General features: G+C 71.0%; 19 protein-coding genes. 12 read left to right on the top strand and 7 right to left on the bottom strand.

Annotated features, from left to right (window positions below):
• The 4 genes from VM840_08450 to VM840_08435 all read right to left on the bottom strand — a co-directional run.
• Nucleotides 1-525, bottom strand: a 525-nt coding sequence (locus VM840_08450) for a branched-chain amino acid ABC transporter permease (GenBank protein HVL81606.1), incomplete at its 3' end; no start/stop codon positions are given.
• A complete protein-coding gene (locus VM840_08445; GenBank protein HVL81605.1) occupies nt 522-1,397 on the bottom strand; it encodes a branched-chain amino acid ABC transporter permease in 876 nt (291 codons plus the stop codon). The genes VM840_08450 and VM840_08445, both read right to left, overlap by 4 nt.
• 7 nt (nt 1,398-1,404) lie before the next feature.
• On the bottom strand, nt 1,405-2,856 hold the full coding sequence (locus VM840_08440) for an ABC transporter substrate-binding protein (protein ID HVL81604.1): 1,452 nt from the start codon (nt 2,854-2,856) through the stop codon (nt 1,405-1,407).
• Between the two features lie 65 nt (nt 2,857-2,921).
• Nucleotides 2,922-4,097 (bottom strand): sulfite exporter TauE/SafE family protein, encoded by a 1,176-nt coding sequence (locus tag VM840_08435; GenBank protein ID HVL81603.1) that lies wholly within the window; start codon nt 4,095-4,097, stop codon nt 2,922-2,924.
• A gap of 39 nt (nt 4,098-4,136) precedes the next feature.
• On the opposite strand from VM840_08435, the gene VM840_08430 reads away from it, so the two are divergent.
• Both VM840_08430 and VM840_08425 read left to right on the top strand, forming a co-directional pair.
• Entirely contained in the window at nt 4,137-4,769 is a 633-nt protein-coding gene (locus VM840_08430) for a cyclase family protein (GenBank protein HVL81602.1), read from the top strand.
• Nucleotides 4,766-5,026, top strand: a complete 261-nt coding sequence (locus tag VM840_08425) for a GlsB/YeaQ/YmgE family stress response membrane protein (protein HVL81601.1) — start codon at nt 4,766-4,768, stop codon at nt 5,024-5,026. The genes VM840_08430 and VM840_08425 overlap by 4 nt, the downstream gene beginning before the upstream one ends.
• Here VM840_08425 and VM840_08420 read toward each other — a convergent pair.
• Nucleotides 4,998-6,179: a hypothetical protein gene (locus VM840_08420; protein ID HVL81600.1), complete on the bottom strand. Its 1,182-nt coding sequence runs from the start codon at nt 6,177-6,179 to the stop codon at nt 4,998-5,000. The two genes, VM840_08425 and VM840_08420, sit on opposite strands and share 29 nt — an antisense overlap.
• 87 nt (nt 6,180-6,266) lie before the next feature.
• Here VM840_08420 and VM840_08415 point away from each other — a divergent pair, with 87 nt between their 5' ends.
• Together VM840_08415 and VM840_08410 are read left to right on the top strand one after the other, a co-directional pair.
• Complete coding sequence (locus VM840_08415; GenBank protein ID HVL81599.1) at nt 6,267-7,883, top strand: long-chain fatty acid--CoA ligase; 1,617 nt, start codon at nt 6,267-6,269, stop codon at nt 7,881-7,883.
• Nucleotides 7,880-8,761 (top strand): alpha/beta hydrolase, encoded by an 882-nt coding sequence (locus VM840_08410; GenBank protein ID HVL81598.1) that lies wholly within the window; start codon nt 7,880-7,882, stop codon nt 8,759-8,761. The genes VM840_08415 and VM840_08410 overlap by 4 nt, the downstream gene beginning before the upstream one ends.
• Here the strand turns inward: VM840_08410 and VM840_08405 are convergent.
• On the bottom strand, nt 8,747-9,352 hold the full coding sequence (locus VM840_08405; GenBank protein ID HVL81597.1) for a histidine phosphatase family protein: 606 nt from the start codon (nt 9,350-9,352) through the stop codon (nt 8,747-8,749). The genes VM840_08410 and VM840_08405 overlap by 15 nt on opposite strands.
• Nucleotides 9,353-9,416: 64 nt before the next feature.
• Here VM840_08405 and VM840_08400 point away from each other — a divergent pair, with 64 nt between their 5' ends.
• Genes VM840_08400 through VM840_08385 form a run of 4 tightly spaced genes read left to right on the top strand, consistent with a single transcriptional unit; the run spans nt 9,417 to nt 13,084 of the window.
• Nucleotides 9,417-10,232, top strand: a complete 816-nt coding sequence (locus tag VM840_08400; protein HVL81596.1) for a peptidylprolyl isomerase — start codon at nt 9,417-9,419, stop codon at nt 10,230-10,232.
• A gap of 9 nt (nt 10,233-10,241) precedes the next feature.
• Nucleotides 10,242-11,075 (top strand): MaoC/PaaZ C-terminal domain-containing protein, encoded by an 834-nt coding sequence (locus tag VM840_08395; protein ID HVL81595.1) that lies wholly within the window; start codon nt 10,242-10,244, stop codon nt 11,073-11,075.
• Entirely contained in the window at nt 11,076-11,915 is an 840-nt protein-coding gene (locus VM840_08390) for an alpha/beta hydrolase (protein ID HVL81594.1), read from the top strand.
• Nucleotides 11,912-13,084, top strand: a complete 1,173-nt coding sequence (locus tag VM840_08385; GenBank protein HVL81593.1) for an aminotransferase class I/II-fold pyridoxal phosphate-dependent enzyme — start codon at nt 11,912-11,914, stop codon at nt 13,082-13,084. The genes VM840_08390 and VM840_08385 overlap by 4 nt, the downstream gene beginning before the upstream one ends.
• On the opposite strand, the gene VM840_08380 is transcribed toward VM840_08385, so the two are convergent.
• Nucleotides 13,081-14,469: an aminotransferase class V-fold PLP-dependent enzyme gene (locus tag VM840_08380; protein HVL81592.1), complete on the bottom strand. Its 1,389-nt coding sequence runs from the start codon at nt 14,467-14,469 to the stop codon at nt 13,081-13,083. The two genes, VM840_08385 and VM840_08380, sit on opposite strands and share 4 nt — an antisense overlap.
• 99 nt (nt 14,470-14,568) lie before the next feature.
• Between VM840_08380 and VM840_08375 the strand changes: the two genes are divergently transcribed.
• From VM840_08375 to VM840_08360, 4 genes are all read left to right on the top strand, one after another.
• On the top strand, nt 14,569-16,452 hold the full coding sequence (locus tag VM840_08375; GenBank protein HVL81591.1) for a UvrD-helicase domain-containing protein: 1,884 nt from the start codon (nt 14,569-14,571) through the stop codon (nt 16,450-16,452).
• 54 nt (nt 16,453-16,506) lie between these two features.
• Nucleotides 16,507-17,166, top strand: coding sequence for a nucleotidyltransferase (locus VM840_08370; GenBank protein ID HVL81590.1), 660 nt, complete (start codon nt 16,507-16,509; stop codon nt 17,164-17,166).
• On the top strand, nt 17,163-17,417 hold the full coding sequence (locus VM840_08365) for a BON domain-containing protein (GenBank protein HVL81589.1): 255 nt from the start codon (nt 17,163-17,165) through the stop codon (nt 17,415-17,417). Before VM840_08370 ends, VM840_08365 begins: the two co-directional genes overlap by 4 nt.
• On the top strand, nt 17,414-17,735 hold a 322-nt coding region (locus VM840_08360; GenBank protein HVL81588.1), incomplete at its 3' end, for a metallophosphoesterase. The genes VM840_08365 and VM840_08360, both read left to right, overlap by 4 nt.

The following is a 17,735-nucleotide window of genomic DNA, read 5'->3' as shown; positions in this document are numbered from 1 at the left end:
GAATAGGACCAGGATCAGAGCGAGGTAGTCGGGGTTGCGCGAGAAGTAGAAGTCGCCGGCGAGCGGCCGGGGGATCTCGAGACCCGCCGACCCGCCGGTGATCGGCCTCCACTTGAACAGCGACTCCTCGACCATGAACGCGAACGCGATGGTGACGACGGCGAGGTAGAGCCCGCGCAGCCGCAGCGCCGGGAGGCCGAGCAGGAACGCGAAGATCGCGCCCACCAGGGCTCCGGCCAGGAAGCCCCACATGAATGCGAGCTCGGGTCCGCGTGCGGTGAGGATCCCCGAGGTGAACGCGCCGACCCCGAGCAGCGCCGCGTGCCCGAGCGAGATCTGCCCGGCGTAACCCATGAGGAGGTTGAGCGACAGGGCGGCGGCCGCGAAGCAGACCCCGATGCCGACGTTGAGCGCGAACAGGTCGCCCATCAGCCCCATGCGGGCCAGGACCGGCGGCACGACCGCGCCCGCGACCGCCAGCACGAGCGCGAGCCGCCACCGGGGGCCGGAGAACAGCGCCTTCATCGCGTGGCCACCTTGCCGAGAAGACCGGAGGGCCTGAACAGCAGTACCGCCAGGATCACGAGGAGGAGCGCTATCGACGGGACGCCGGGCACGCTGCCGGTGAGGAAGACGCGCTGCACGGCGGAGTCGAAGATCCCCACCGCGATCCCCCCGACGAACGCCCCGGGGAGGCTGGTCAGCCCTCCCAGCAAGGCGGCCGCGAGGCCCCAGATGAAGATCCGGGTCATGAAGCCGGGGGCGAAGGCCCCGAAGATGGGTCCGATCAGGATCGCCGCCATCGCACCGAGCGCTCCGGCCAGGCCCCATGTGAACGCAGAGACCCGGGAGAGCGGCACGCCGACCAGCCGCACCATGGTCGGGTCCTGAGCGGCGGCCAGGACCCCGAGCCCGAAGTCGGTCGCCCGCAGGAAGGCGGCGAGGGCGAGCCCGATGCCGGCGACGGCGACGAGCGCGAGGATCTGGGTCGGGGAGACGAAGTAGCCCAGGATCTTGGGACCGAGTCCGCTGAACGGGGGGCGCAGGACGACCTGAGGCTCCCGCCAGACGACGGCCTCGGCCGCGAGCAGGAACAGGAACAGCCCGACGGTGGCGACCGCCACCGAGAGCCGCGGGGCGTCACCCATGCGCCTGACCACGAGCCGCTCGAAGGCGAGGGCGACGGCCACCGCCGCGGCGACGCCTGCGAGGGCCCCGACCCCCCAGGGCATGCCCTGCTTCACCACGAGCCACCAGGTGACGAAGAGGCCGAAGGTGCCGAGTTCGCCCTGGCCGAAGTTGAGCACGCGGCTCCCCTTGTAGACGAGGACGATGCCGAGCGCGATGAGGCCGTAGACGGCGCCGTTCACGATGCCTATGACGAGCGTCTCGCCCATGGGCGGTCTACAGGAAGCTCTCGCGGCAGACGAGGTCGCCCTGGTGGCGCCACCCGGCCGCGTTCCCCGGCTTGTTGTAGGCCTCGAAGATCGTGGCCGAGAACCCGCCCACGTGACCGTTGCGCTTGAAGTCGACCGCGCAGGTCGGGTGCACGGCGGTCTCCTGCCCGGTGAGGATGAGACCGGCGATCTTGTTGCGCGTGCAGTCGCGGCCGCACTTGTCGAGCAGCGCGTGGATCTGCTTCCAGGACAGCCACGTCATCCAGTGGATGTCCGTGAGGGGGACGTTGCGATACCGGCGGTAGGCCGACTCGAACCGTTCGATCTCGTCGGCGTACGAGGCGAACGGACCGGTCCGGTCCCCCACCGAGTACGCCGGCCAGGTCGCGATCCCGTCCAGCGGCGGGTTCGTCGTGTCACGGCCGAGCGTGTCCGTGGTCGTGTTGAACGGGAAGACCAACCAGTTGGGGCGCCACCCCTGTCCCTGCGCCTGTTGGATGATCTGCGTCCCGGCCAGCGCGTTCTCCCACACGAACACGATGTCTGCGTTGTTGCGCATCTGCTGGATGCCCTGCGTGTACTGGCCCTGGTTGCGCTCGACGGGTACGCCGAAGGGGGTCTTCCCGCTGAGGCGCTGCGTCGTCGAGACGAAGTTCTTGTAGCCCGGGTCCCAGTTCTCGCTGTTGCGGTAGAAGACGCCGACCCTCTTCCCGGGGTACTTGCGGTGGATGAACTGCGCGGCGAGGGTCCCGATGTTGTCGACCGTAGCCAGGTAGCTGAACGAGTACTTCTTCGAGAGGTCCTCGCGCGCGATGTGGTGGATGTAGAGCATCCGCCGCTGCTCGACGAGGTTGCGCACGGCGGGGATCTGGTCGAACCCGATCCCGCCGAGCAGGATGAAAGGGTTCTTCGCGCGGCAGGCCTCGGCGGCCTGCGTGGCGGTGGTGGGGTCGTAGTTGTCGTTCTCCCAGGACACCGTGACCCGCCTCCCGTGAACCCCGCCCGCGTCGTTGAGCTGCTGCCAGTAGACGTTCAGGTCCTCGGGCGCCGTGTTGAAGGCCGGGCCGAACGTGGTGGCGGCGTGTCCGCACAGGGTAATCGAGTTGTCCGTGAGCCCGATGCGGTCCTCGCTCGCGTTGAACAGGTCGGCGACGGGAGGACCTCCCCCCGGCGGCGTCGTCACGGTCGTACCGCCTCGGGTGACCCTCGTCCCTCCGACGACCGTGCCCGTGGTGCGGCCGGGCGCGCCGGGCGCACCGGACTCGGGGGCCTGTTCGGGGGTCGGCGCGCCCTCGACCGGGGCCTGGTCGGTCAGCTCCTCGAGCTCGGGAGCCTCGTTGGCCGCCGCGTCCGGTCTCTCGTTCAGTGCCCGCAGCCGGCTCATCGCCCCACCGCTGCACGCGGAGGTAAGGAGCAGGAGCGCAAGGGTCGAAGCCCACAGGCGGACCGTTCGGTTCATCTCGCCCTCCCCGGCGGTCGTGAACGAACGTTCATTTACCCCGCCCCGCCTCGTCCTGTCAAGCGCTAGAAGGAGCGCGCCGCGCTCACGGCGAGGACGACGCCGAAGGCCGTGACGATGACGGCGGACAGGACAGGCAGGTACCTCACCACCCGGGAGCGCTCCAGGGAGGGAGCGACCGCCCGCTTCGACATGATCAGCGACAGCGTGACCGCGAACAGGACGGCGCCCAGCCCGACCGAGAATGCGACCAGGATCAGGAGTCCGGCGGCGACCCGGCCCACGGTCAGCGAGGCGAAGAGGAGGCCGAACGCCTCCGGACACGGCAGGATGCCGCCGGCCGCCGCGACCGCCACGAGCCCCTTCCCGCTCAGCGCGCGCTGCTCGGCGGGGAGGTGGTCGGCTCCCGTGGCCACCGGCGGGGCGTGGTGGTGGTGGTGGTGCTCGTCGGCGCCGGCGCGTAGCAGGCCTATGCGCCGCTTCAGCATGAAGAGCCCCACCCCCAGGACGAGCGCGGCCGAGATCGCGTGGAGCCAGTTCTCGACACGATGTCCGGAGATGGACTGACCCGCGGCGAGCGCGGCCACGCCGAGCAGGAACGCCGTCCCGAGGGCGACGACGGCCGCCCAGGCTCCCCGTCCCGAGTCGAGGTAGTTGAAGAGGAACAGCCTTCCCTGCTCCGTGCGGTCCGGGCCCTCCTGCACCGTCTTGCCTGGCGTCGGACGCTTCGTGAGGTCCATCGTCAGCGCGTCCTCGCCCTCCTCGATCGTGTAGCGGACGCGGTCGCCGCCGACCTTCACCGATATCGCGAGCCGGTACGCGGGGGACAGGTCGCGCAGGAGCGAGCTGCGGACCGTCAGCGTGTCCCGCACGGGAGCCGGGCACTCGTGATCGATCAGGAACCGGAACCCCGTCCCCCGGATCGGACGGCCCCCCACCACCTGGGCCGTGCATTTCCCCTCCGGCACCGCGAGCACGTACCGGGACGTGATGTACGCGGCGGCCTCGGGCTGGGTCGCCAGGGCGTCCGGGTCCGGACCGGTGGGGTCGCGCTCCGGGGCACCGGCCGTGGTGAACAGAAGGATCGTGTCATCCATGGCCACCGAGAGGGAGGTGCGCACGGACGTCTGGGCGTGGCTGATCTCCGCGAGCGGCGGGAGCCCGGCCGGGTGGGCACCGGCCGCGCCGATAGGGAGCAGTGTCCACAGCAGGGCGGAGCACACCAGGAGGCGCCGCGACATGGTCAGACGGTACCGCGGCCCCGATAGGATGTCGCGGCCATGATCGTCGACGTGACCGTCCCCTTGCGACCTGACCTGCCGACCTGGCCGGGCGAGCGCGGGCTGCGCCGCGAGGTGCGGAAGGACGTCGCCTCGGGCGACTCGTCCACCGTCTCGGAGGTGGTGGTGGGCGCCCACACCGGCACCCACATGGACGCACCGATCCACTTCCTCGTCGGCGGCTCGGGCATCGACGCCCTCCCCGTGGACGCGCTCGTCGGCCCGGGTTTCGTGGCCGATCTCAGGGGCGTCGAGGGCGCGATCTCCGCCGACCATCTCGATGCGGCCTCCGTGCCCGAAGGGTGCGAGCGGCTCCTCGCCCGGACCCGCAACTCCGGCTGGTCGTCGGACACCTCCTTCCGGGAGGACTTCGTCGCCTACGACGAGTCGGCCGCCCGCTGGATCGTCGATCGGGGGATCCGCCTCGTCGGGATCGACTACCTCTCGATCGAGCCGTTCGGGTCGAAGGAGCACCCGACCCACAAGGTCCTGCTCGGGGCGGGAGTCGTGATCGTCGAGGGGGTCGACCTCGCCGAGGTCGAGCCGGGCCCGTGGGAGGTCATCGCCCTCCCGCTTCCGATCCCGGGCGGCGACGGGTCGCCCGCCCGGGTGCTGCTGCGGAGGGAGCCGTGAGGTTCCTCTACTACGCGCTCGTCGGCATCGTGGCCGGCGGGATCGCCGACTGGCTCTTCCTGCGCGGAGACGACCTCGGCATGCTCGAGCAGATGGCGCTCGGGATGGCCGGCGCCGTCATCGGGGGCTTCGTGTTCGAGCGGCTCCAGATCCGCCGGGGGGCGCGGCCTGGGTGCGCGATGGCGATCGTGTCCGCCGTCGTGGGAGCCGGGATCCTGGTCCTAGTGATCAGTCTGCTCGTGCCCTCGTTGAGCTGACCGGGGGCGCATCCGGGAGCCAGAGTGCGATGTGCGTCGGCCGCACAGCGCCGACGACAACGCTGGTCAGCTCGCCCTGGAGGTCATCGAGGTCGGTGACGGTTCTCATCCTCGTCAGGAACGACTCCACCGTGCGCTGAGCGTCGTATCGCGACCTATCGAAGCGTCGGTCCACCGCCCGCTGCACCCGTCGCTGCACAGGCCGGGCGGCCGCCGCCGCCGAGAGGGTCGCGATCGCGATCGAGGCCTGCGGGATGTTTCGGCCGCGACCGATCAGGAGCGTCGGACCGAACACGACGGCTGCGTAGCAAGCCGCCAGGGTGGCCGACACGATGGTGTAGGAGATCGTCCTGCTCACGATCCGGTCGATCGAGTACAAGCGGTACCGCAGGATGGACAGGGCGACGCATCCGAGGAACAACAGCAGGGACGCGAAGAAGAGGAGGTCGTACGTCACGAACGGGAGCTGCGTCGTGACACCACCGGTGAGGTACAGGAGCACCGACACGGTGGCCCCGTAGACGACCCACTTGATCTGGTGTCGCTGATCGTCGCCCGACCGCCGGTACCGGACGACGAGCGAGACAGCTGCCGCCACGACCGATGCGAGGAACACCGCGGCGGCGGGGATGAAGATCGCCTCCAGGAGATCAGCCGCCCCATGCAGCGCGATGGGGTTCTCGACATCGGTTCCCATCCCCGACTGTTCGAACGGCATCAGTGCGGAGGTGGCGGCCATTAGGAAGATGCTGATGCCCCCAAGCCAGCCGACGACTCTCCACCTAGGGGAGAGCGGGCTCCCGTTGGGGAACAGGAGCAGCACGAAGACAGCCAGGACGGTGGGACCCAACATCCACGTCCACGAGGCGACCCAGGAGAACCAGATGGGTATGCGCCGGGGGTCCGTCTGGTTCCCGAAGTACATGTAGGAGGCGCCGATGCCGGCCGCCAGCAGCAGCCAACCGATCGCGTTGCGCGGCAGGCGATGAGCGAGGAGCCATCCGATCGAGGTCATAGCCACGGCGACGGCAAGCTCCCCCACCTTGAGGTCCGCGAGCGACGCGGCGCCCTGGGCGAACCACACGGTGAGGCCCACTCCCACGATGAGGGCCGCAGCGCCGGCCCCTGCATGAGCGAGCGTCGCGCGCCTCATCTGGCCAGGCTAGCCCACATTGACCGCACACCCCCTCGGTCCTAGCATCCGTGAACGGACGTTCACCGGGGCCAGGGGAGGAGAACGATGCGCAGCACGATGCCGGACTTCCCGCTCACCATCACCCACCTGTTCCGCCACGGCGCCTCCTACTTCGGCGACAGCGTCGTGCGGACGTGGACCGGCGACGGCACCCGCGAAGCGACGTTCGCGGAGGCGGCCGAGCGCGCCGGGCGGCTCGCGAACGCGCTCACCGCGCTGGGTGTGGGTCAGGACGACCGGGTGGCCACCTTCTCGTGGAACCACCAGGAGCACCTCGAGGCGTACCTGGCGGTCCCCTGCATGGGAGCCGTCCTGCACACGCTCAACATCCGCCTGTTCCCCGAGCAGCTCGCGTACATCGTCGAGCACGCGCAGGACAAGGTGATCATCGTCGACGGGTCCTGCGGCCCCCTGCTCGAGCCGATCGCCGACCGCATCGACTGCGTGGAGCGGCTGATCGTGGTTGGCGAGGGCGACGTGCCCGCGGTGGGACGGGAGACGCTGCGCTACGAGGACGTCCTGTCAGCCGCCTCCCCCGCCTTCGACTGGCCCGACCTGGAGGAGGGGCAGGCGGCCGCCATGTGCTACACGAGCGGCACGACCGGCAACCCCAAGGGCGTCGTCTACAGCCACCGGTCCACCTTCCTGCACTCCCTCGGCGTGATGGCCGCCGGGGCCCTGGCGATCACCGAGACCGACCGGGTGCTCCCGATCGTCCCGATGTTCCACGCCAACGCGTGGGGGCTCCCGTACGCGGGCTGGGCGGCCGGCGCCGACCTGCTCTTCCCGAACCGGTTCATGCAGGCCGAACACATGGCGGCGATGATCACGCGGGAGCGTCCGACCATGGCTGCGGCCGTCCCGACCATCTGGAACGACCTGCTCCGCCACGGCGAGGGCCGCGACGACATAGACCTGTCCTCGCTGCGGATGATCATGTGCGGCGGGGCGGCCGTCCCTCGCGCGCTGATGGAGAGGTTCGAGGAGCGCTACGGCGTCCGCATCATCCAGGGCTGGGGGATGACCGAGACGAGCCCGATAGCCGCGCTCGCCTTCCCGCCCAAGACCGCCGAGCCCGGGACCGAGTTCGACTGGCGCGCCCGCACCGGCCGGGCGATGGCGGGTGTCGAGCTCCGGATCACGGGTCCGGACGGGGAGGTCCTCCCGTGGGACGGTCAGACGGTGGGCGAGATCGAGGTGCGCGGTCCATGGGTCACCTCGTCCTACAACGGCGACCCGGCCCCCGAGAAGTTCCACGACGGCTGGCTGCGCACGGGGGACGTGGGGTACGTCGACCCGAAGGGGTACGTCCAGATCACCGACCGCTCGAAGGACGTCATCAAGTCGGGCGGCGAATGGATCTCGTCGGTGGAGCTCGAGGGACACCTCATGGCCCACCCGGACGTGGTCGAGGCGGCCGTGGTCGCGGTGCCCGACGACCGGTGGACGGAGCGTCCGCTCGCCTGCGTCGTCGTGCGCGAGGGGGCCAGCGTCACGCCGGCCGAGCTGCGCGACTTCCTGGCTCCCCGGGTCGCCCGCTGGTGGCTCCCGGAGCGTTGGACCTTCATCGACGAGGTGCCGAAGACGTCCGTGGGCAAGTTCGACAAGAAGGTGCTGCGAGCGAAGGCCGAGCAGCTCGAGATCGCGACGGTGGACGCATGATCGCGGCCGACGTGGTGCGGGTGCCGGTCCGGGGTGGGGACCTGACCGTGGCTCAGTGGGGGGCCGGCCCCGACGTCGTGCTCGCCCTGCACGGGATCACCGCCTCACACGCGCAGTTCCCGCCCGTGGTGGACCGGCTCCCGGACGGCGTCCGCGTCATCGCCCCCGACCTCCGCGGCCGCGGCGGGAGCGCCGGCCTCCCCGGACCGTGGGGCATGTCCCAGCACGTGCAGGACTGCGTGGCGGCGCTGGACCACCTCGCCGTGGAGCGGGCGCTGCTCCTCGCCGTCTCGATGGGAGGTTTCGTCGGGACGCTCTTCGCCGCTCGCCATCCCGACCGAACGCGGGCGCTGGTCCTCGTCGACGGCGGGACGCCGTTCACGCTGCCGGAGGGGACGGACGTGGACATGGTGCTCGAAGCCACGCTCGGACCGTCGATCCAGCGTCTGTCGCAGACCTTCCCCTCGCGCGAGGCGTACCACGACTTCTGGCGCCAGCACCCGGCGCTGGGTGAGGACTGGAGCCCCTACGTCGAGCACTACCTCGACCACGACGTGGAGGGTCCGCACGACGCGCTCCGCTCGAAGGTCTCCCCCGAGGCGATCCGGGCGGACGGACGCGACCTGTACTCGAACACCGAGCTGAAGACATGCCTGGCGGACATCGCCTGCCCGGTACTGCTCGTCCGGGCTCCCAGGGGACTCTTGAACCAGCCGCAGCCGACGATCCCCGACGAGCTGGTAGCGGATATGCGGGCCGCGATCCCGCACCTGCGCGACGAGATGGTGGAGGACGTGAACCACTACACGCTCGCGATGGGGGAACGCGGTGCGGCGCACGTCGCGCAGCGGGTCGTCGAGGAGCTAGCCGCGTCCTAGAGCCACGAGCTCGTCCAGCGGCGCGGGCTCGGGGTGCGGGTCCGGCGCGAGCCTCACCGCCTGTCCCGTCCCGATCCGGATCGACGAGGTCGCGGAGGTGGGGATGTCCAGGAGGTCGACGAGCGCCGCGCGCAGCGGCTCGAGGTGCGTCACCGCCACGACGATGCCGTCCGGGTGACGCTCCTGCGCCTCCCGCAGCCACCCGGTGACGCGCGTCCGCAGCTGCGTGAAGCTCTCGGCTCCCACGAGGGAGCCGGGGTCGGTGATGTAGGCCTCGAACGCCTCGGCGTCGGTGTCCCGGAGGTCCTCCCAGGTCTTCCCCGCCCACCGCGTCCAGTAGCGCCACTCGTAGAGGCGGTCGTCCGTCCGGATCTCGGTCCCGCACGCCTCCGCGATCGCCTGCGCCGTCTGCACGGCCCGGTCGAGCGGCGAGCAGTAGAGCGCCTCGACGTCGAGACCGCGCAACGGTTCGGCGGCCAGGCGCGCCTGCTCCCGACCCAGCTCCGATAGGCCGTACCCGTCCAGCCCGGCGTAGATCACGCCCTCCGGGTTGTGGACCTCGCCGTGCCTGATCCCGAGCACGATCGTCATGAGGGCGTGATGCTACCGGATGCCCGAATGGCTCCCGGGCGGGCGGGGTGGTAGACAAGGACCCATGCCAGACGGACGCTCCCCCAAACGCGCCCGCAAGAAGGAAGCCGCGGCCGCGCGCCGTGAGGCGATGCGCGAGATGATGGAGCGCCAGCGCAAGCGCCGCATGTACACCCTGGCCGGCGTCACCGCGTTCCTCATCCTCGGCGGTCTCGCGCTCGCCGCCCTCGCCCTGCGCGGCACCGACGACCCGGCCGCCTCCCCCTCTCCGGCCGCCACCGGGGGGCCCACCCCGGCTCCCTCGCCCAGGCCGATCGCCTGCGACGGGTCGCTGCCCGACGCCGCCGGGGCGGAGAAGCAGACCTGGGAGGACCCGCCCGCCGACCAGAAGCTCGACCGCTCCAAGACCTACGTCTGGAGGCTCGAGACCTCCTGCGGGAGGATCGACGTCGAGCTCGCCGTGTCACGGGCGCCGAAGACCGTGAACTCGGTCGTCTTCCTGACCCGCAACGGCTTCTACGACGGGCTCGAGTTCCACCGGGTGGTGAACGGGTTCGTCATACAGGGAGGCGACCCGGAAGGCACGGGAGGCGGCGGCCCCGGGTACCAGATCGTCGAGGCTCCCCCTCGCGGTCTCTCCTACGACCGAGGGATCGTCGCCATGGCCAAGGCCGGCCCGGATCCCGCCGGGACATCCGGCTCCCAGTTCTTCATCGCATCGGCCGACACCGGGCTTCCGGCCGAGTACGCGCTGGTCGGGGAGGTCGTCGAGGGGATGGACGTCGTGGAGCGCATAGCGGCGCTCCAGCCCGAGGGCGTCGACGCCCAACCTCCCCAGCGCGTGTTCATAGAGAAGGCTTCGATCGTGGTCGGCGACTGAGGAGGACCCGTGCCCATCAACCATGACGTGGTCGGCCGGTGGTACCCGGAATCCACCTACGAGGTGACGGCCGACGCCATCCAGTCGTACGCGGACGCCGTGAACGACCCCAACCCCGCCTACCGCAAGGGCGACGACTCGATAGCCCCTCCCCTGTTCCCGATCGTGGCCGGGTGGAACGCCATGGCGGGAGGGATGGGCGAGGCGGTCTCGCCGGACCTGCTCATGATGCTCGTTCACCTCATCCAGGACATGCGGTTCGAGCGGCCCATCCGCGCGGGCGACGTGCTGACCACGCGAGGTCGCATCTCCGGGATCTCCGGCGGCGAGCGCGGAACGACCGCGACCGGACACGTCGAGTACAAGGACGCGGACGGCGGCAAGGTCGGCGAGTTCTACGCCACGATCTACATCCGCGGCCACACAGGGGAGCCTCAGACCGGCGAGCCGGCGCCTCCCATCTCGACGAACCGCGACGGGGAGCCGGTCGCCTCGGTCGAGCAGCACATCGACGAGGACATCACCCACCGCTACGCGGAGGCATCGGGGGACCACAACCCGATCCACCTCGACCCCGAGTTCGCCCGTTCCGTCGGGTTGCCGGGGATCATCAACCACGGGATGAACACGCTCGCCCACGCGTGCTGGGCGGCCGTGGAGAACCTCGCGGAAGGCGACCCGGCCCGGCTCACCAGGTTCGCCGGCCGGTTCTCCAAGCCCGTCCTGCCGGGGCAGACCCTGACCACGACGTTCTGGCGGACCGACTCCGAGGGCGTGTACGCCTTCGAGACGACGGGTCCGGACGGTGCCGTCATCAAGGACGGCGTCGCCGAGATCCGGTAGGTGGTCCGGGTCTCCTTCGCCGACGCGGACGGCGTGTCCATCCGCTGCATCGACCACGGCGGTGACGGACCCGACCTCGTCCTCGTCCACGCGACCGGCTTCCACGCCAACGTGTGGGACCCGTACGTCCCCCGCTTGCAGGACCGGTTCCGGGTCGTGGCCATCGACCAACGGGGACACGGCGGGTCGGACAAACCTCCAGCCGGCTACGAGTGGGAGGCGTTCGGCCGGGACGTCCTGGCCGCGGTGGATCACCTGGGTCTGAGCGAGCCGGCCGGGGTCGGCCACTCGGCGGGGGCGGCCGCGCTGGTGCTGGCCCAGGTCTCGCGGCCCTCCACCTTCTCGCGCCTCGTCCTGCTCGACCCGGTGACGCCGCCTCCCGAGTGGCGGGAGGCGGCCGCCCACCGTCCCAACCCGATGGCGGAGACCGCCCGCGGGCGCCGCGCCGTATGGGAGTCGCGCGAGCAGATGTCCGAGCGGCTGCGCGCCGGGTCGCCGCTGCAGACATGGCGGCCGGAGTTCCTCCGCGCCTACGTGCAGCACGGTACGTCCGAACGCGCGGACGGCTGTTACGAGCTCTGCTGCCCACCCGAGGTGGAGGCGCAGATCTACGAGACCAGCCAGCGCCAGCTGGCCTGGGAGGGCCTCGCCGAGCTCCGGTGCCCCACGCTGGTGGTCGGCGGGACGCACCCCACCGCCCTGTGGAGGGACACCGAACCCGCCACGCGTCGCAACCCCTGCGTCGCGGGGGCCACCGTCGAGGGAGGGCACTTCTTCCCGATGGAGGACCCGGAAGGCACGCTCGCGGTCGTCCTCCCCTTCCTCGGAGCGGCCGCGTGACCGGGTTCACGACCCGTTCGCTCCCCGATCCCGAGGACCCGCGTCCGGGCGGGGCCCCCCTCTCGGTACCGATCCACCAGACCGCCACCTTCGCCTTCCCCGACGCGGCCGAGCTGGCCGAGCTGATCTCCTCGGGGAAGGGGGAGAGCTACGTCTACTCCCGCTGGCAGAACCCGACACGCGCCGCGCTCGAACGCACGGTGGCTGGGCTCGAAGGCGCGGAGGCCGCCGTCTCCTTCTCCTCGGGGATGGCGGCGATCACCACGACCCTGGCCACGCTGGCGAGGGCGGGCGACCACGTGGTCTTCTCCTCCGACCTTTACGGGGGGACGTTCGCCACGGCCAGCAAGCTCCTCCCGCGCTGGGGGGTCGAGGTCTCGCTGGCCGCGTCGCACCGAACGGACGACCTGCTCGCGGCGATGCGGGACGACACCACCGTCTGCTACGTCGAGACGATCGGCAACCCCCGCTGCTCCCTGGCCGACCTCCCGGCCCTAGCGGACGAGTGCCGGCGGCGTTCGGTCCGGCTCGTCGTGGACAACACCTTCGCGAGCCCCTACCTGTGCCGGCCCGCGGAGCTGGGGGCGGACGTCGTGATCGAGTCCTCCACGAAGTACCTGGGCGGACACCACGACCTCGTCGGCGGGCTGGCCTGCGGGACGGCCGGGTTGATGCGGGAGGTCCGAGAGGTCTCGATCGATCTCGGGGGGACACCGAGCCCCTTCGACGCCTGGCTCACGATGCGCGGGATCGCGACGCTCGCCATCCGGCTCGGCCGGATCTGCGCCTCGGCGCTGCGCCTGGCCGAGATGCTCGAGTCGCACCCGTCGGTCGCCCGCGTCTGGTACCCCGGGCTCCCGACCCACCCGGACCACGACCTGGCCCGGCGGCTGCTCCCCCGGGGAGCGTCGGGGATGATGGCGGTCGAGCTGGCCGGCGGGCTCGAGGCCGGCCGACGCTTCTGCGAGACGGTGCGCGTGGCGCGAATGGCGGCCAGCCTGGGCGGCGTCCACACGCTCGTGATTCACCCGGCCACCGTCACCCATACCCAGCTCGGGCGATCGGAGCGGGAGGCCATCGGTGTGACTGACGGGCTGTTGAGGATCAGCGTCGGGATCGAGGACGTGGAAGACCTGCTCGAGGACTTCGCCGGGGCGCTGGGGGGCTAACCCGCGCCCGGCGGCTGCGCTCCGGACATCCCGAGCGCGTCCAGCAGATCTTCGAGGGTCGCCCGGTCCGTGCGGTGGCTAAGGAAGCACGCCCTGAGCCAGAGCCTGTCCCGCATCCGCGTGGAGGACAGCAGCACGCGTCCGTCCGCGTTCACGCCCTCCAGCAGCCGCTCGGTCGCCTCGTCGCCGCCCGCGTCGCGGAAGACGACCGTCGACAGCTGCGGCGCCCACGGCGCCTCGTAGCGATCGTCGGCGACGAGGGCGCGGTGGAGGTCGACCGCCAGCTGCCGGTTGAGCTCGAGTGCCTGCCGGAAGGGCTCCCAGCCGTACAGCTTCAACGCGAGCCACAGACGCAGGCCCCGGAAGGGCCGGGTCAGCTCCATCGAGTAGTCGCTGAGGTTGGGCGGCAGCCCCGGCTGCCCGGCCGGCTGCAGGTAGGCGTGCTCCCCCATGTGCGCCCGCCGCATCGCCTCCCCGTCACGCACCAGGACGCACCCCAGCCCCATGGACGAGAACAGCCCCTTGTGCGGGTCGAAGGTGATCGAGTCGGCCTCGTCGATGCCGCGCATGACCTCCCGTCCGTGCTCGGTGAGCACGAACGCGCCGCCGTAGGCGGCGTCGACATGCACCCACGCGCCTGAGGCCCGGGCCACCCGCGCGGCGTCCACGATCGGGTCGACCGCGCCCGAGTTGGTCGTGCCCGCGCTCAACACGACCAGGAAGGGTTCGATGCCGCGCGACACGTCCGCCTCGATCGCTTCTTCGAGCGCGTCCACGTCCATCCTCAGCCCGTCGTCGGTCGCCACGAACCGGACCAGGGCGGGGTCGACCCCGGCGAGACGCGCCGCCCGCTCGACGGACATGTGCGCCTGATCGGTCTGGTAGATCGCTCCCTGCAGGTGGCCGGCACCCAGGCGGGCGTGCCGAGCGGTCACGAGCGCGGTGAAGTTGGCGAAGCTGCCGCCCGAGGTCAGGACACCGCGGGCCTCCTCCGGGTACCCGAACATCGCCGCGAGCCACCTCACGACGTTCCACTCCAGCTGCGCCATCGTCGGCGACGCCCACTGCACCCCCACGTACCGGTTGAGGAGCGCGGCGACGAAGTCCGCCACGGCGTTGACGGGCGCCCCGGCGACCGGGATGTAGGCGAGGAACCCCGGATGGAGGTGGTTCATCCCCTTCGCGGACGCCCGGGTGAGCAGGTCGAGCAGCTCGGGGAGCTCCCCCCGGGCGGGCTCCGCCTCGTCGAGCTCGGCCAAGAGCTCGTGGATCCCGGAGAAGTCACTCGCCGGCGGCCCCGACGAGAGCACCTGCTCGGCGAACGCCGTGAGTTGCTCCATAACGGCGCCGAACTCCTCGGGCGAAGGCTGCAGTGACCCGTCCACCGCATCCGACGTTATCGGGCGTGCGGGGTCCTGCGCGAGCGCCTGCCGGGACGCGGCGGTCTCCGGTCCGTGTCGGCCCCCGCCGCCATCCTTTGGGGTATGTCCGAGCGCATCCTGGAGGGCCTGAACGCGCAGCAGCGCGCCGCGGCCACGGCGGTCCGCGGTCCGGTCTGCATCGTGGCGGGAGCCGGCACCGGCAAGACCACGACGATCACGAGGCGCATCGCCTACCAGATCGCCACGGACGCCTTCCCGGCCGACCGGCTGCTCGCGGTCACCTTCACCGACCGGGCGGCCAACGAGCTGCGCGAGAGGCTGTCCGGGTTGGGTGTCCCGGCCGTCCGGGCGCGGACCTTCCACGCGGAGGCCCTCGCCCAGGTGGCGCACTTCACCGAGGCCCCGAAGCTGCTGCCGTCCAAGGCGCGCCTCGTCGGACCGCTCGTGCGCAAGCTGCCCGGCCAGTACCGCTTCCGGGCCACGAAGGACATCGCGGGCGAGATCGAGTGGGCGAAGAACCGCCGCCTGTCGCCCCAGCGTTACCTGACGGGGCTGGGCGGCCACGAGCCCCCCATCCCGCGCGACCTGATGCACCGCGTCTACGTGAACTACGAGGCGGCGAAGCGGCGCGCGGGGATGATCGACTTCGAGGATCTCCTCGAGATGGCGATCGCCCTGTTCGACGAGCGGCCCGATGCCGCCGAGCGCATCCGGGACCGCTACCGGGCGATAACGGTGGACGAGTTCCAGGACGTGAACCTCCTGCAGGCCACCCTGCTGGACGCCTGGCTCGGCGGACGCGACGAGGTCTGCGTGGTGGGAGACGACCATCAGTCGATCTACGGGTTCACGGGAGCCTCGCCCGAGAGGCTGATCGGGTTCAAGGAGCGCTACCCCCACGCGACCGTGGTCGCCCTGACGACGAACTACAGGTCCACGCCGCAGGTCCTCGAGCTGGCGAACCGGCTCGTCCCCCGGATGGGTGGGATCCGCAAGGAGCTGCGCTCGCAGGCGGACGACGGTCCGGTCGCGGTGATCGGCGAGCACCCGGACGAGCGGGCCGAGGCATGGGCGATCGTCTCGGACGTGCGGCGCCTGCACGCCGAGGGGGTCCCGCTCGAGCAGATGGCGGTCCTGTACCGGATCAACGCGCGATCGGAGGAGTACGAGGAGGCGTTCGCGAAGGCGCGGATCGCCTTCCAGGTGCGCGACGGTTCGTTCCTCGAGCGTCCCGGCCCCCGGACGGTCCTGACGCGCCTCGGGCGCCTCGACCCGGCCACCCCGGCCGCAGCGGCGGTCCGGGAGGCGGTGACGGCGGTCGGATGGGAGCCGGATACCGAGCCGGAGGGAGCCGAGGAGATCGCCCGCCAGGCCGACCTCACCCGGCTCGTCCACCTGTCCGACGAGGCGCCCGACCGGCCGGTCGCCGAGTTCGTCCGCGACGTCAGGGCCCGCTTCGCATCCGACCGGGGCGCCCGCGGGGTGACGCTGTCCACCTACCACCGGGCGAAGGGGCTCGAGTGGGAAGCGGTCTTCCTGCCGCGTCTCGAGGAGCGGGAGATGCCGTTCGCGCTGGCCAAGGCAGACGCCGACGTCGACGAGGAGCGCCGGCTCCTCTACGTCGGGATCACCCGGGCGCGCCGACACCTGCGGCTGTCGTGGTGCGCGACCCGGGAGGGCAAGCGCGCGCGCAGGTCGCGCTTCATCGAGGAGCTGATGCCCGACCTCCCCCGGGGGGCCCAGGTGAAGCCTCGGCTCGACAGCCACGTCTCCGACCCCGACCTCTTCTCGAGGCTGCGCGCGTGGCGCAAGGAGGTGGCCGAGCAGGAGGGCGTGCCCGCGTACGTCATCTTCCACGACGCGACCCTGCGGGCCATCTGCGACGTCCAGCCCGGGACGCTCGGGGAGCTGGGGCGGATATCGGGGATCGGGCCCACGAAGCTGTCGCGCTGGGGGAGCCAGGTCCTGGAGGTCGTGGGCGGTTAGAACCCGCGTCCGGCCGGGTAGATGCACGGGCACCCGGCGGACGGGAGGTTTCGATTGTCCGACCAAGCTGAGACCCTGGTTCCGAACACGCCGACACCGTTCGACAAGGCGGACGTCAGCGACGAGGAGTTCCTACGGCTGTTCGCGGCCGCGGTCGACCTGCTCGAGGACTCCGGCATCGACTACGTCCTGATGGGCGGCCTAGCCTCTTCCTGCATGGGCCGCCCGCGCTGGACCCACGACATCGACTTCCTCGTGAAGCCCGACGATGCCGACCGCACCCTGGAGCTCTTCGAGGCGGCCGGGTACCAGACGCAGAAGACGAACCCGATGTGGCTGTACAAGGCGATCAAGGACCGCGTCGTGATCGACATCATCTTCAAGTCGCGCGGCGACCTGTACATGGACGACGAGATGATCGAACGCGCCCAGCGCCGCGACATCCTGGGCGTCGAGGCCCAGGTGGTCCCGCCCGAGGACCTGATCGTGATCAAGGCGGCCGTCCACGACGAGGAGCGTCCGCGCCACTGGCACGATGCGATCGGGCTGCTCATCCGTGAGGACCTCGACTGGGAGTACCTCGTCCGTCGTGCCCGTCACGCGACGCGGCGGGTCCTGGCCCTGCTCCTGTACGCGACGTCGAACGACATCGCCATCCCGGAGCGGGTGATCAGGGAGCTGTTCGCGGTCGCGTACCCGCAGGAGGCGACATGACGCCGGAGCCGGACGACTACGTGATCGAGCGTGTCCGGGAGGCGCTCGCCCACGACCCGGTGCTCGCCGAGCTGGACGTGACCGTCAGCATCCGAGCCGGGAAGGTGTTCCTGAGCGGGACCGTCGCCACCGCGGAGCGTCACGTGCGCATCGGCCAGATAGCCGAGCAGGCGTCCGGTGGCATGCCGGTGTGCAACGAGACGAAGGTGTCGACCCTGGAGGAGAACCCGGAGCCGGAGCGATTGACTTGATCCGCATAGCCGCGGTCGCGGATATCCATTTCGGCACCGACGCGGTCGGGACGCTGCGTCCCCACCTCGAACGTCTGCCGGAGGTGGCCGACGCGCTGCTGATCGGGGGCGATCTGACGAGGGTCGGCCACCCCGACGAGGCGGCGGCCCTCTGCCGAGAGCTGGACGGGGTCGGGGTCCCCGTCGTCGCCGTCCTCGGCAACCACGACTACGAGTCGGAGCGTGTCGAGGAGCTGTGGCGGACGCTCGAGGACGGCGGGATCCAGATGCTCGACGGGGAGAGCACCGTCATAGAGGTCGGGGGGCGCACCCTGGGGA

This window comes from Actinomycetota bacterium, from assembly GCA_035540895.1.
Lineage (GTDB): Bacteria > Actinomycetota > JAICYB01 > JAICYB01 > JAICYB01 > DATLFR01.
Note: the sequence above shows the minus strand (reverse complement) of the source record. Positions and strands in the feature narration are given on the sequence as shown.